The organism is Flavobacterium pectinovorum (assembly GCF_006438875.1).
Lineage (GTDB): Bacteria > Bacteroidota > Bacteroidia > Flavobacteriales > Flavobacteriaceae > Flavobacterium > Flavobacterium pectinovorum_A.
Window position 1 is genome coordinate 80,584 of record NZ_RCZH01000020.1, and the last position, 14,817, is coordinate 95,400.

Here is a 14,817-nt window from a genome sequence, read left to right on the forward strand (position 1 = left end):
ATAATAATAATAATAATAATAAATATATAGAATGATACAAGTACTTAACGCACCAAAAAACGTAGTGGCTTTCCGGGCTCTTGGCGAGGTCACGGCAAACGATTATAAAACCATAATAGCACCAGCAGTAAAAAATCTCGTAGAACAGATTGACGAAATCAACTTTCTCTTTTTAATTGATACTGATTTGGAAAATTTTACGGCAACAGCCTGGCTCGAAGATGCTTTTATAGGCCTTAAAAATTTTGGGAAATGGAACAGGGCTGCTATTGTTACCAATTCCGAAAGAGCAATTTCTTTTACCAATGCATTTGGTTACGTGGTGCCCGGTAATTTTCGTGGGTTTAAAAAAGAATCTTATGATCAGGCGCTTCATTGGGTTCAGGGCGGTGCTGGCTTAGATTAGAATCTTATAAACTTTTAGGTATAATTATTTTTTAACAATTATCCCGAAACCTAATGTCATTACGTTAAGTTTTTTTAGATAATTATGACTAAAAAAAATCGCTGCCAAGTCGCGATCCTGGGCTTCTGGACCATTTTTTTATATAAGGGCTAGAGATTAAAAAGATTCAAAAGAATTATTTCACGCAGATTCTGCAGATTTTATTTTGATTTAGAATTTTATAAATCTGCGAGCATTTGCTTAAATCTTTTTAAATCTGCGTGAAACAAAATAAAACTTTGCGCGATTTATTCCTCAAAGACTCGAGCTTCGGGACTATGTGTTTTAATTTTATTTTTGTGAATTGCGGTTTTTATACTATAATTTTAAAATACTAAACAATATGGATAACGAAAATAAAAATTTGGCAAATGACCAAATGGCAAATGAAAGAACTTTTTTATCCTGGATCAGAACCGGAATCGGTATTATGGTCTTTGGATTCGTTATCGTAAAATTTTCTTTGTTTGTAAATCAAATTCCTTCCAGATTTTTTCAGGAACCAGACCTTCCCAAAAACGGATCTACAATTTTCATCGGTATTGCATTGGTGCTCACCGGAGCTATTACCATATTGCTGTCTTATTTTAGATACAAACAAACATATAAACTTCTCGAGCAGGGAAAATACCTGTATTCTACTATGATGCTCACGGTAATTACCGTTGTTATTTTTGTAATGAGCATCATAATTATTGCTTATCTAATTATGGCTGCTTATCCTGCGGGCTAAATTTTAAGTTGAATTGATGTCAAACATTCGTTTAAAAAATAGTTTACAGATTGTATGCAAAATCAAATTTACATAGGAACATCAGGCTGGTCTTATAAACATTGGCGAGGCACATTTTATCCTCAGGAAGTCAAGGTAAAGGATCAATTTGCTTACTATCTGCAAAATTTTAATACGGTCGAAATCAATAATACTTTCTATCAGCTCCCGTCTGAAGAAACATTTTTAAACTGGAAAAAAAACACACCTGAATCTTTTACATACGTCATTAAAGCAAGCCGATATATCACCCATATGAAGAAACTTCGTGATCCGTCTGAAAGTATTTTTTCATTTATGGAACGAACCGCCTTACTGGGAAAAAAATTGGGCGCCATATTATTTCAATTACCTCCTTTTATGAAACCTGATCTCGAATTGCTTGAAGAATTTCTGATTGCATTACCCAAAAAACAAAGATATGTATTCGAGTTCAGGCATACGGCATGGTACACAAAAGAGCTTTATCTCTTGCTTAAAAAATACAATTGCGCATTTTGCATTTATGAATTGGCGGGACATTTGTCTCCTATAGAAACTACTGCTGATTTTGTATATCTAAGGCTTCATGGTCCCGGTGATAAATATCAAGGAAGTTATTCTGATGAAACGCTGGAAGAATGGGCAGAACAATGCAGAAAATGGTTGAAGACAAAAGATGTTTTCGTTTACTTCGATAACGATCAAAATGGATATGCACCCTTAAATGCATTGAAACTTAAAAGCTTACTTCTGAAATGAGACGATAAAATTTTATAATAAACAGTAAAAATTATATAAGTCATTTATAACAATGAAAATTTAATTTTAATGAAAGGAAAACTAATTATGATACGGTACTAGTATGGAAGAATTTTTTCATGACATTTTTAAACATATCGAAGGATATTATTATAATCTTGTTGATATTACTCCAAAAATTTTACTTGCCATTCTGGTCGTTTTAATTTCCTGGTTTATTGCCGCGCGCGTAAAAGTATTTGCTGATCGCAAACTTAAAACCAAAATGCATGACCCGCTATTAGCTACTTTTATTGCCAATTTAATCAAGGCAGTTCTTATCATTATTGGGCTGTTGTTTATGTTTCGCGTTATTGGTCTTAACGGCGTAGCACAAAGTGTTTTGGCTGGTGCCGGAATATCAGCATTTGTAATAGGTTTTGCACTTAAAGATATTGGCGAAAACTTTCTTGCCGGAATTCTATTGGCTTTCAAAAGACCGTTTTCTGTTGGTGATATTATAGAAAGCAATGGCGTAAAAGGCAAAGTTGTAGCACTAAATCTCCGTGATACACAGGTAAAAAGCGACAGTAAAAATATTTATATCCCAAATGCCCTTTTGATAAAAAATACCCTGGTGAATTTTAACAGCGAAGGATATTTACTGCAGGATTTCACTATTGGTCTGGAATACGGATCAGATTACAGAAAAGCAATCGAAATTATTACAAACGTCATGAAAACAGATACTGCGATAGTAGACAAAGGTTATTCTAATTCGGCTGTTGTATCAGGCATTACCGGAAGTACCATACAAATCAATATTCGGTATTGGGTACAAACCGACCGTACCGTGACCGATGGCAAACACAGATCAGAAGTTGTGATTAAGGTTGCTGAAGCATTAAAGGAAAATGACTTTACTATTAAATAGTGCTTATTCGAAGATTATAAAAAAGAAACTAATTAGAAAAATCCGTTTTTATCAGCGTTTTCGCTTTAGCGAATCAGTAAAATCAGCGTCTAATTTTGACGCGGATAAAACAGATTTACTTCGTAAAAACGCGGATAAAAACGGATTTGATCTGCAATAATTTTATTTTTTAAAACCTTAACTTAATGACATTGAGCATCGCGACGTGTTAATGGAAATGAAACGCCTTTTTTGAGTTCATCCCGACGCTTCGGGACTATGTTTCTATGTGTTAAAAATAATTGCACCCAACAGGTTACTATTATTAAATATAAACTACTGGAGATTACATAACTAAAATCTGAAATTATATAAAAATATAATTACCTCTATTTTTAAATTTGGTTTTGAGTTTAAGCATTAAGCGTTTTAAATCCTTGTTTTAATTACAAGAAAAAATAAGAAACTCTTTTAGTTAAACGATAAACACAATTAAAAAATTGGAAACAGACAATTAGCTTGTTTCTATAAAAATAAATTTAAAACATTTCAGTATTATGAAAACAACTAATTCTACAAAGCAAACGCAACAAGTACTTTTATCAGAAGATTCTCCAATGTTTATGGAAACATTTGAACGCAATCATGTTGAACAGGTTTATCAATTTTATCAATCGGTAAAAGAGCAGCTATTGTGTTGGGGAGAAGAACCAAAATACCCTGAGGGTGAATTTTCTAATACGTTCGAAAGAAAAGATCAGGGAGAAACGGGGAACATTATCCAAATTTAGATCAGGAAAAAAATCCCAAAAGAACATTTTTAAGAACGGAAAATATAAGTATTATGGAGACCCAAAATAAAATATCCCGTCGCTCTGCACTTACCGGTATGGGAGCGGTATTTGCAACAGCAGCATTTAACCCAATTATGGCAAATGCCTTTACACTAAATGAAATTCCGATGATGAATATACCTGAAGATCCTACCACAAAATATCCCCGACCACCTTTTAAAGAACAATCACAACCATGGCCGGGTCTTGTCAGTAAAATGGATCCACGTCCAGATCATGGTGAGAAAAGTTATAAAGGTTCGAATCGTTTAAAAGGCCGTAAGGCATTAATTACCGGAGGCGATTCCGGAATGGGACGAGCTGCAGCAATTGCTTATGCAAGAGAAGGCGCTGACGTTGCCATAAATTATTATCCTACCGAAGAAGAAGATGCCAAAGAAGTAATTGAACTTATAAAAGCCGAAGGACGCAAAGCCATTGCAATTCCCGGGGATTTACGTAACGAACAATTCTGTAAAGCTCTTGTTGAACAAGCTGTAACAGCGCTGGGCGGACTGGACATTGTGGTCAATAATGCGGCAAGACAGCAAACACACGCTTCGATATTGGATATTTCGACCGAAGAATTTGACTGGACCATGAAAACTAATATTTATGCTCCTTTCTGGATTATCAAAGCGGCGCTTCCGCATCTCAAACCGGGTGCCTCAATTATAGGTACCAGTTCTGTACAAGCCTATGCTCCTACTGAGGATTTATATGACTACGCTCAGACAAAAGCGGCTACAACCAATTATATTAAATCGCTTGCAAAACAGCTTGCGCCAAAAGGCATCAGGGTTAATGGTGTTGCTCCCGGACCAATCTGGACAGCATTACAAGTCAGCGGAGGAGCCACAATGGAAAAACTAAAAGAATTTGGTTCACAGACACCAATGGGAAGACCTGGGCAACCGGCAGAACTTGCTTCTATATATGTTCAGCTTGCTGCTAATGATGCCAGTTATGCAACAGGTCAGATTTATGGTTCAAGCGGTGGAGAAGGAAATCCTTAAAAACTGCTAGTTTTTTTCTTAGTAATACAATCATTATATATACATTTTTACTTATTCCTAAAATTAAAAGCCTTCAAGATCATTGATTTTGAGGGCTTTTTTCATTTTGAAGGATGCTGTAACGGGTTCAGGATATTTGTAAATTCTCTAATCTCCAGATAAGGCATTTGTAGATATATTGATTACAAACGATTTTAATCTTTTTATATGTTCATCGATGTCATTAATTCTTTTGGCAAATGAAGAAAGTGTTTCCTCATTATCCCTGCGATTTCTGCGTTCAGATAATAACCGAAGCATATTTCTTTTTTCCTCCAGCATTCTGATGGATACCCAAATGGATTCTTCGATTTTTAAATCCTGAAGTTCGTGCAGCATTTTCTCAGAATAAACATGCCCAATATGACATCTGTATCTGTGAGTGGGATCTTCTTTTATTTTCCATAATCCACCGCCGCAATCCGGACATGAAAAATCACTATGATCCGCTATTCTTTTTAATTGATTAATATCGCTCATTAGTTTTTCGGTTATATTTATTTCAATTTTCAATTCGTGTGGAATTTCAATTTTTGGAGGAAGTGGTTTATTTAAAATATTTTGAATAATGACGGGAATCTCTTCCAGTTCCGCCATATAATCAACCCTTATTTTATTTAATACACTTCTTGGCATATCAGCATATTCTGCCTGTTCCGGATCTTGTACGATACAAAGTCCTCCACAACTTTTAATCGCCTGCATTCCCGAAGTTCCATCGTATAACATACCACTTGCAATGACCCCAATTGCTTTGTGTCCAAAATGAACTGCTGCAGAACGAAACAGCACATCAACAGACGGACGATGCCTGTTTTCTTCCGGACCCTGATTCAAATTTATGGTCTGATTATTTACCATTAAATGATGTTCCGGCGGAGCAATGTATATATTTCCTTTTTCAATCTCTGTTTCATCTTTTGCAACCAAACATTTCAAACTAGTATTTCTTTGAAATATCTGAACAATATTTTCCGGATTTGATTTTCTCGATAAATGAAGAACCACCATAATAGCGGCATCGATTGTTTCCGGCAAACCATTGATAATTTTAGAAATTGCCTTAATCCCTCCCGCTGATGCTCCAATAACAATGAGATTTCGTATTTGATCCATTTTTTTAATATTAAGTATTAGTACATAATTAATTTAAGTTGCCGGTTTAATAATTCAATAAATAAATTGCCTTCAGCTTCAGCTGGAGGTGTTTAATGTGTACAATAAGATGGCTTTAGCCAAATCACGCATTTTTGGCTAAAGCCATTTCCTACATTTCTATTATAAACTCTCCAGCTAAAGCTGGAGCCTATTCAAAAAAACTTTGCTCCCGAAGACTTTGCCGAATAAATCTCGCGCAAAGTCGCAGGCTTCGGGAGCAAAGAAAATGCATGTTAACTTCGCGTCTTTGCGACCTTGCACCATTTTTTTTAGTCATAATTGTCTAAAAAAACTTAACTTAATGACATTGCCACAGGAACTAAACTTTATTAACCAGCAACTTGAATTAATTTGAAAAACAGGTTCATTCTGTTTCTATATTTTTTCAAATTCACTCTTATCTTCAACAAGTCTATAATTCCTCTATTGTAAGGGATTTCTTTAAAGGATTTTCCCTCACAATTGTTCTAAAAAATTACACTACTCGAATTTAAAAAGAACCATAATATCAATTTTATAAAATAGAGCGTTTAGTTTTATAAAATTCACAGCTAAACCATTAAAAATCAACAAATATTAAATCTAAAAAATAATTTAAGAGGAGATATTATGTAAATAATGTAAATCTCAGATTCTTATTTTATAATTGATTTAGAGACACTTATTATAATTTTCGAATTACTATTTAAGTGAATTTATAAATCAAAAAAAGAATAAAATGGAATTAAAAACATCACATTCGTTAAATGCTCTGAATCCGTTACATCTTAAAAAAAATGTATCCCCGATTGAGCGAATAATTATGGCTGTAAGTGGCGCCTACCTTTTATATGATGGCTTGTCACATAACAAAAAAAGTATATCAAAAAGTACGTTGGGAGGCACAATGCTTCTTCGTGGCGTAAGCGGTTATTGTCCTGTATATGATGCTGTTGACAATTTGCAGCACAGCAAAGCGGTCAATGTCAACATTCGAATTAACAGCGTAATTAAAAAACCTGTAAATGAAGTATATGAATTTTGGCGTGACCTTGAAAATCTACCCAAATTTATGACGCATCTCGAATCTGTAAAAACCATAAACCAAAGAAAATCGGAATGGACAGCAAAAGGTCCGGCGGGAATTGGAAGATTAACCTGGGAAGCTGAAATTGTAAAAGATGAAAAAAACACCTTTTTAAGTTGGCAGTCACTTACTGATGCTCCAATAAAAAATGTTGGAAAAATTGTTTTTAAACCTAAAGGAAAACATACAGAAATTGATGTAACGATTTCTTACCACGCCCCCTTTGGAGTTATTGGCGAAAAAGCGGCGCAGCTTTTAAATCCTTATTTCGAAAAAATAGTCAAGGATGATATTACGAGTTTTAAATCTTATCTGGAATTAGAGAAATAATAAATGGATCTTCATAAAAACCTGTGGAGAAACATAAAACATTTTGTATTGTAAATAATTTTAACGCAAAGCACGCTAAGCTTTTTTTAGACAATTAAGACTAAAAAAAATCGCGCAAAGTCGCAAAGACGCGAAGTTAACATGCATTTTCTTTGCTCCCGAAGCTTCGGGATTGCGACTTTTCGCGAGATTTATTCGGCAAAGTTCAGATCCCGTCATTAATTTAAGCTTAAAATAAAATTATTGCAAATCAAATCCGTTTTTTTTCCGCGTTTTTACGAAGTAAATCTGTTTTATCCGCGTCAAAATTAGACGCTGATTTTACTGATTCGCTAAAGCGAAAACACTGATAAAAAACGAATTTTCTAATTACTTTCCCTGATTAAACTGTTAAGTAATTTTTATAGATTTCTCTTTAACTTAATGACATTGGGCTTCGGGATTGTGTTTTCTAGACGTAAAGTAAAATTTAATCTTAGCGCGCGGTAAAATTCGTTCCGAATTTACAAATATGAAAAGTAATGATAAACAAAAACAAGCATACAAAAAATAATCAATAATTATAAATATTAAAATTATGAACAACGATAACAAAGAAAATTTCGATCAGGAAGATCGCAATTTTTATTCAGAAGGACAGCGAGTTACTCAGGATACTACTGAAAAAACGGATACAACAAATCGCGATCAAAGTCAGGCACAAACCGGAGAAGAGTATAAAAGTTCTTCTGCGCAAAATGAAAATACTCCGGATCAGGAAAATAGAAACAATAGTCTACAGAATGATTCTGATAACGATCCCAGCAGAAGAACATTGGACGAATATAATGCAAACGAAGATGAACCGGATCAGGATAATGGTTTAGAGAATGTCAATTTAAACCACAACAATTCAAAGAAAGATTCAGATCCTCTCAACAACGATTATGATTCGTACGACAATGATGTCGAAGATGAAGATATCAGGGAAAATAATCTAAGAGATGCTTTTAATAATGACGATTTAGATCGAAAAGATCAATCTGATTTCGAGAATACAGATTTTGACAAGGAAGATAAACTTAGATATTCGGACAAAAATTTAGACAAACAAAATCCGAATATTAATGAACCTGATCCTTTTAAACCAAAAAGGTTTTAAGCCGGATAAAGACTTAATGAATACCATAGAATTTTGGTATTCCGGATAGCAAAATATTACTTTCTAATCCATTAGAATTTAATCCATTAAAACAGTACAAACTTTAAATTAAATTATTATGCCAGGAAAAGATCCAGGTCCGCAAATAAAAGATAAGGACCAATACGAAGCATTGCGCGATAAAGGTTACAGCAAACAAAAATCAGCGCGAATATCAAATAGTAAAGGAGCCGAAAAAAGAGGAGGTTCAAGCGACGATTACGCAGACAGAACGAGAGAAGAGATTTATTCTGAAGCTAAAAAAGCGGATATAAAAGGACGCTCTACAATGACTAAAAAAGAATTAATACACGCATTGCGCAATAATTAAAAAGCTTAAACAGTACTCAAAAAAGCTCAATTAAATATTAAGCTTTTTTGAGTTCCGTTTTGGTTTACTAATTATTCTAAATTCTTCTTTGAGAATAAAATGCTGGTTATAGAATATCAGCTTTAAGCTAAAAAAATAATTTTAAAACTACTTATTATGGCAATAGCAGACAACGAGAGATTTGGACAAAGTCACCGTCAAACTCAATCAGAAAGTCAGATGATTAATTCTGAGACTATGGAAAATAAAGATCCTGCAATTAATCAGCATCAGGATGATACTGCAAACAATGTAAATCACGACTATAGCGATCAGGATCAAGAGGATGAAAAATCATCTGAACAAGATGATAACGATACTGAAGATCCTTATTTTCAAAAAAATGCGGAAATTGCTCAGGATCTTGATGATGATTTAGAAAATAAAAACACATCTGAAAGCAATAATTATGATAGTGAAGATTCTGATTCCGATTTTGATCAAAAAGATACCTCTGATCTTCAAAGTGATACTTAATGATTTTACTTTTCTTAGTTTTAAACCTAAAAAAAACCGCCTGATGCAAATTCAGCGGTTTTTGTCTTTTATCGTATAAATATAATCATTGAAAATTTTAAAGAGAAATCAACAATGAAACTTTACTAAATCCTAATTTAATCGGCTTTGTATTTGTTGTTCCAGTACAACATCAATAATAATGTTACAATAATACACGAAGCTGTTCCTTCAAAAAACAGGCAAAGAACATAAGTTGATACAGATGGATCTCCGCCAAACATAAAAGCTTCTGATAATGATTTTACATACGCATCGCCGCCTTTTGCATAACTATAAATAAGTAATGCTACGACGCTAAATACCACTCCGGAAAATGAAGTGACCATAGCGGATATTGCGTTGGGAACAAAACTATTTTTACCTTCGGCAAGGTTCATTTTTAAGGTTCTGTTGACTCCGTACAAAATAAACAGCACATTTAATAAACGCAGATAAAATAAATGAGAAAGACCTAAAACTTCCATTAATAAAAAGAAAATAGCGATTCCTAAAAAAATATAAAATCCGTTGATTATTTCTCTTGGTATTTTCATAGTTGTTATTTTTAAATTTTAATAAATTGATTTTGTTCAAATTAATAAAAATTTAGAATAATAAAGTTCTACTATTTTTGGGTAAGATTATAAAATTTCAATTAAGGCTTCGCTATTGCATTTCCAGACAACTTAAACACGATCAAATAATTATATTTGGCACGTTTATATCAAACATGGGAATTATGTAACAAAAAACAGAAATTATATAAATTTATGGTTATTGAGGATTCTAAATTTACATAAATCATGAATTAGTTAATAACCTAAAGAACCAAAAATGAAGAGTATCAACCTTTTTTTAACCGTTTTTTTACTTGTAATATTAAATACTAATTATGCCTCACATTGTGATGATGAGGATTATACTCGTGATCAGAAAGAAGCCCAAATAACAAAACCCGATTCGTTTGCGGTTTTAAGAAAATAATTTTTCCAGACAATTTATTTAGAAATGGCTTGTTTAAATTACAAGCTTTTTTTAACTTTAAAAATAAAAAAATATGCAGAAAATCTTACTATTCATCCCTCCCATTTGATTTGTTTTTTATGACTTTATCGAGTTATCAAAAGTCACATAACTTTTTTTATTGCAGCACTTATAAACTCAATTTCTACAAACATGAAATATAAAAACATTTTACAAATCGATGATGATTATGATGACTGCAATTTCTTCTTAGAAGCTCTTGAAGAAGTTTCTGCAGCTGCCTACACCGCGATCCATAATCCGGTTCTGGCGATACAAAAACTTGTTGATAATGAAATCCATCCTGATGTTATTTTTCTTGATATTAATATGCCAATTATGAACGGATTAGAAGTATTGCATGAAATTAAAAAGAAGGATGTAATTAAAAATATACCCGTTATTATATTTTCAACATCAATACCTCCTGAAGTAAAAAACAAAATGAAAGATCTTGGCATTATGGATTATTTTATTAAGCCAAATGATTTTAATGTACTTAAAAAAATCCTTACTACTCTTACTTAAAAACCACCTCTTTGTAAATCTTTCTCCAATAAAAATTTAATAGAAAATGTCTTTACATTTCGACAGTAATACTCATAATTATTGCTGTTCTAGTTTGAAGTCTTTTATTTCATTTTTCTTGTGTAATAGTATATCCTTAAAATTTATAATTGTGATTATTAGACGTTTTTTTCATAACATTGATTTTTAAGGAATTAAATTTTAAAAAATAATCATAAAAACAAATTTTAACGAAATTTGGGCCTTAGTCTTCTATTTTTCTGAATTTATTGTTATAATATTTCCATTTAATGAAAATACAATTTTTAAATCTTAAAAAGACTTTATACATTTGGTATAAATAAAAGTTTACCATGAAAGTTCCTGCTAAAAACCCTCAAAGAACAAAACAGGATTTTCCCGTAGTTGGCATTGGTGCCTCTGCCGGAGGATTAGACGCTTTCAAGAAAGTATTGAAGGCGATTCCCAAAGATTCAGGAATGGCGTATGTACTTGTACAGCATTTATCGCCTGACTATCCCAGCAATCTTACTGAGATACTCTCGCAAAGCACGGATATTCCGGTTCATGAGATTATCAATGATATTAATTTGGCTCCAAACCATATTTATATTATTCCGGAAAACAATAATCTTGTTACTGAAGATGGCGTTTTGAAATTGCATAACAGAACACGAGAAGAGCGAAAAAATAACAGCATTGATATTTTCTTTGAGTCTTTGGCGCAAGTTCATAAAAGTTTTGCTATTGGTGTAATTCTTTCCGGAACTGCATTTGATGGTACTTATGGTCTAAAAAAAATAAAGGAACTTGGCGGTGTAACAATCGCGCAAGATCCTGAAACGGCAGCTTTTAAAGGAATGCCTCAAAATGCCATAGATGCTGATGTTGTTGATTATATTCTGGCTCCTGAAAGGATTCCGGAACAGTTGCTTCAAATTCAGAAAAGCTACACGATTAATCATGGTTATAGTGAGGAAGAACATATTCCTCAAAATGAAGAAGAAATCCTGAATCAAATTATAAATGTTGTTTTTTTAAGAACCGGCAATAATTTTAGTCATTATAAACAACCTACTATAAGACGACGTATTGCCCGCAGAATGGTGATTGTTCGTAAAGAAGGTCTGGAGGAATATTACCATTATTTAAGAAATGATAAAGCAGAACAGGATCTCTTGTTCAATGATTTTTTAATTCCGGTAACGTATTTCTTTAGGGATACGAAGTTTTTTGAATCGCTGCCAAGCCTTGTTTTTCCAGCATTGGTTCAAAATATGGTCAATAATAATTTACGTATTTGGGTTGCGGGATGTGCCAGTGGCGAAGAAGCGTATTCGATTGCGATTTGTATTCATGAATATCTTGCCGGGAAAAATAATAAGGATATAAAGGTTCAGATTTTTGCTTCGGATATTTCTGAAAAATGCATTACAAAAGCGAGAACGGCACTTTATTCCGCCCAGGATTTGCAACATGTTTCGCCTTCAAGGCTTCAAAATTATTTTACAAAACGCGACGGTCATTATCAGATCAATAAAGTAATTCGTGATATGTGCATTTTTGCAGTTCACAACTTTATTAAAGATCCGCCGTTTGCCAGAATTGATTTGGTATCGTGCCGAAATGTGTTGATTTATTTTAATCCGTTTCTGCAGAATAAAGTATTGAGTTCTTTTCATTATTCCTTAAAAGAAAAAGGAATTTTGTTTCTTGGGAAATCAGAAACTACAGCCAATGCACAAAATTTGTTTGAACCTATTGGTAAAAACGAGAAGATATATGTGCGCAAATTTGCACCAGGACGTTATGTTCCTGAGGCTTTTAAACCTGCAAATATAAATTCACGCGACAAAACAGAAATATTCCCTAAAAAGAATCAGCCCGAAACAGATTTTAGAAAAATTGCTTCGGATATTTTATTCTTAAAATATACTCCGGCAAGCGTAATTATAAATGAACATCTGGAAATTGTTCATTTTCATGGTGATACAAGTTTCTTTTTATTGCCATCACCCGGAAAACCAAACTTTAATATTTTGAAAATGGCACGCGAAGGCATCAGTTTTGAATTGCGAAATGCTATTTTGAGAATAAGAAAGGATCAAAAAAGTGTTATCAAGGAAAATATAGTTGTCAAAGATCAGCCTTATTTGGCTTCATTTGAAGTACTTGCGATTCCTAATGATGACGAACATATTATGGTTCTTTTTCATAAAAAAATGCTTCCTGAATTAGACGAAGACAGTAAAAGAAACCGAAAAAGTTCTGATCAGCAACGCATAAAAGAGCTTGAAAATGAAATGGCTCAACTTCGTGAAGACATTAAACGTGTTACCGAAGAACAACAAACTGCATTTGAAGAACTTCAGACTACAAATGAAGAACTATTGAGCAGCAGCGAAGAAATGCAGGCAATGAATGAGGAATTAGAAACTTCTACAGAAGAACTTCAGTCTAATAATGAAGAGTTAATGTGTGTCAACGATGAATTAATGGATCGTCAGGAGCAATTGATTTCTATGCGAAATTATTCTGAGTCTATTTTTAAAACAATTCGGGAACCGTTGCTTATCATTGATCAGGATTTTTTCGTAAAAAGTGCCAATCCTGCTTTTTATAAATATTTTCAAACTACTGAAAAAGAGACAGAAGGTTATTCCTTGTTTGAAATTGGGGATTGTCAATGGGATATTCCGGATTTTAAAGATCTGATCCATAAAATGCTGGGCGAAAAAACCAAGATCGAGGATTTTAAAGTCGATACTACGTGCAAAGGTATTGGTAAAAAAATCATGATGGTTAACGCGCGCCGCATTTTAAACGCAAAACCTGCAGGTATGATTTTGCTCGCACTCGAAGATATTACAGATGTAATTAGCGCCAATGAGTTGCTAACAATCAAAAATGAAGAACTGCAAAATTATAACGATCAGCTTGAGGCCTTTAGTTCTGCTGCCAGTCATGATTTACAGGAACCGCTTCGCAAAATTCATATGTTTTGCAAAAGAGTTATTGACAGCGAAGAAAATTTATCTGAGTCAAGTAAACATAATCTTGAGCGAATGTTATTTGCCGTAACTAATATGAGCCAGTTAATCGCTGACTTAATTGCTTATTCCCGAATAAATTTTATCGAAAAAGAACATAAAAAAACGGATATGAATGTTCTTTTCAAAAAAATAATTGCAGATATAAAAGATACTATTGTAGAAACAAATACGAATATTACTGTGGCTCCGTTTCCGCATTTAAATGTGATTCCCTATCAAATACAACAGCTTTTTACCAATTTAATTCTTAATGCAATTAAATACACAAAAAGTGATGTTAATCCCGAAATAAAAATCGAGACACAACAGCCTTCAACTGATGAAATACTTGCAATTGGTGGTAACAAAGACAGTAACTATATAAAAATCAGTGTGACAGATAATGGTATTGGATTTAATCAGGAATTTGCATCAAAAATATTCGAGCCTTTCTACAGACTGCATAATAACGATCAATATCATGGCAGCGGCCTTGGACTTACTTTGGTTAAAAAAATTATTGTAAACCATAATGGGTTTATTACCGTAAAAAGCAAAGTCGATCAGGGAACAACCTTCTGTATTTATTTGCCGCTCTAAATTAAAAATGATAAATAACGAATGTCCCTAAAGTGTTTAACCACTATTTAGGGACATTTTTTTGTTATAATGTATTTACACTTTTCAATATTTTTCTAATGAACGACAAAAAATTGCAAAATGATAATCCTATTTTGTATAATTTTCATCCTCAACCTAAAGTGTGTTAGTTAAAAAAATGTTTTCAATGTTAAATTCGTAATTTAAGGTTTCAAAAAAGCTAAATACGTAATATAAACTACTGATAATTATACAATTAATAATTAAAATTTCATAAACAAATACGTTTCATTC

General features: G+C 33.0%; 15 protein-coding genes. 13 read left to right on the forward strand and 2 right to left on the reverse strand.

Going from position 1 to position 14,817, the window contains the following annotated elements:
• Positions 1-31 precede the first annotated feature (31 nt).
• The 6 genes from EAH81_RS23155 (at position 32) to EAH81_RS23180 (ending at position 4,699) form a co-directional block, all read left to right on the forward strand.
• The gene (locus EAH81_RS23155) at positions 32-406 is read left to right on the forward strand and encodes an STAS/SEC14 domain-containing protein (RefSeq protein WP_140511375.1); all 375 of its coding nucleotides are present in this window, start codon (positions 32-34) and stop codon (positions 404-406) included.
• A 382-nt stretch (positions 407-788) separates the two neighbouring features.
• Complete coding sequence (locus tag EAH81_RS23160) at positions 789-1,178, forward strand: YidH family protein (RefSeq protein WP_140511376.1); 390 nt, start codon at positions 789-791, stop codon at positions 1,176-1,178.
• A gap of 54 nt (positions 1,179-1,232) precedes the next feature.
• On the forward strand, positions 1,233-1,958 hold the full coding sequence (locus EAH81_RS23165) for a DUF72 domain-containing protein (protein WP_140511377.1): 726 nt from the start codon (positions 1,233-1,235) through the stop codon (positions 1,956-1,958).
• A 103-nt stretch (positions 1,959-2,061) separates the two neighbouring features.
• On the forward strand, positions 2,062-2,871 hold the full coding sequence (locus EAH81_RS23170; protein WP_140511378.1) for a mechanosensitive ion channel family protein: 810 nt from the start codon (positions 2,062-2,064) through the stop codon (positions 2,869-2,871).
• A gap of 536 nt (positions 2,872-3,407) precedes the next feature.
• Entirely contained in the window at positions 3,408-3,641 is a 234-nt protein-coding gene (locus EAH81_RS23175; protein WP_140511379.1) for a hypothetical protein, read from the forward strand.
• A 53-nt stretch (positions 3,642-3,694) separates the two neighbouring features.
• Positions 3,695-4,699 (forward strand): SDR family oxidoreductase, encoded by a 1,005-nt coding sequence (locus EAH81_RS23180; protein ID WP_140511380.1) that lies wholly within the window; start codon positions 3,695-3,697, stop codon positions 4,697-4,699.
• 147 nt (positions 4,700-4,846) lie between these two features.
• On the opposite strand, the gene EAH81_RS23185 is transcribed toward EAH81_RS23180, so the two are convergent.
• A complete protein-coding gene (locus EAH81_RS23185) occupies positions 4,847-5,854 on the reverse strand; it encodes a chemotaxis protein CheB (RefSeq protein ID WP_140511381.1) in 1,008 nt (335 codons plus the stop codon).
• 760 nt (positions 5,855-6,614) lie between these two features.
• Here EAH81_RS23185 and EAH81_RS23190 point away from each other — a divergent pair.
• From EAH81_RS23190 to EAH81_RS23205, 4 genes are all read left to right on the forward strand, one after another.
• Positions 6,615-7,292: an SRPBCC family protein gene (locus EAH81_RS23190; protein WP_140511382.1), complete on the forward strand. Its 678-nt coding sequence runs from the start codon at positions 6,615-6,617 to the stop codon at positions 7,290-7,292.
• A 577-nt stretch (positions 7,293-7,869) separates the two neighbouring features.
• Positions 7,870-8,433, forward strand: coding sequence for a hypothetical protein (locus EAH81_RS23195; protein WP_140511383.1), 564 nt, complete (start codon positions 7,870-7,872; stop codon positions 8,431-8,433).
• Between the two features lie 118 nt (positions 8,434-8,551).
• Entirely contained in the window at positions 8,552-8,803 is a 252-nt protein-coding gene (locus EAH81_RS23200) for a Rho termination factor (protein WP_140511384.1), read from the forward strand.
• Between the two features lie 156 nt (positions 8,804-8,959).
• A complete protein-coding gene (locus EAH81_RS23205; protein WP_140511385.1) occupies positions 8,960-9,319 on the forward strand; it encodes a hypothetical protein in 360 nt (119 codons plus the stop codon).
• A gap of 137 nt (positions 9,320-9,456) precedes the next feature.
• Here EAH81_RS23205 and EAH81_RS23210 read toward each other — a convergent pair whose 3' ends face one another.
• Complete coding sequence (locus EAH81_RS23210) at positions 9,457-9,894, reverse strand: hypothetical protein (protein ID WP_140511386.1); 438 nt, start codon at positions 9,892-9,894, stop codon at positions 9,457-9,459.
• A 280-nt stretch (positions 9,895-10,174) separates the two neighbouring features.
• Between EAH81_RS23210 and EAH81_RS27550 the strand changes: the two genes are divergently transcribed.
• From EAH81_RS27550 to EAH81_RS23220, 3 genes are all read left to right on the forward strand, one after another.
• Complete coding sequence (locus tag EAH81_RS27550) at positions 10,175-10,324, forward strand: hypothetical protein (protein ID WP_161595849.1); 150 nt, start codon at positions 10,175-10,177, stop codon at positions 10,322-10,324.
• 192 nt (positions 10,325-10,516) lie between these two features.
• Positions 10,517-10,891, forward strand: coding sequence for a response regulator (locus tag EAH81_RS23215; protein ID WP_140511387.1), 375 nt, complete (start codon positions 10,517-10,519; stop codon positions 10,889-10,891).
• 353 nt (positions 10,892-11,244) lie between these two features.
• Positions 11,245-14,523 (forward strand): CheR family methyltransferase, encoded by a 3,279-nt coding sequence (locus EAH81_RS23220; RefSeq protein WP_140511388.1) that lies wholly within the window; start codon positions 11,245-11,247, stop codon positions 14,521-14,523.
• Positions 14,524-14,817 lie beyond the last annotated feature (294 nt).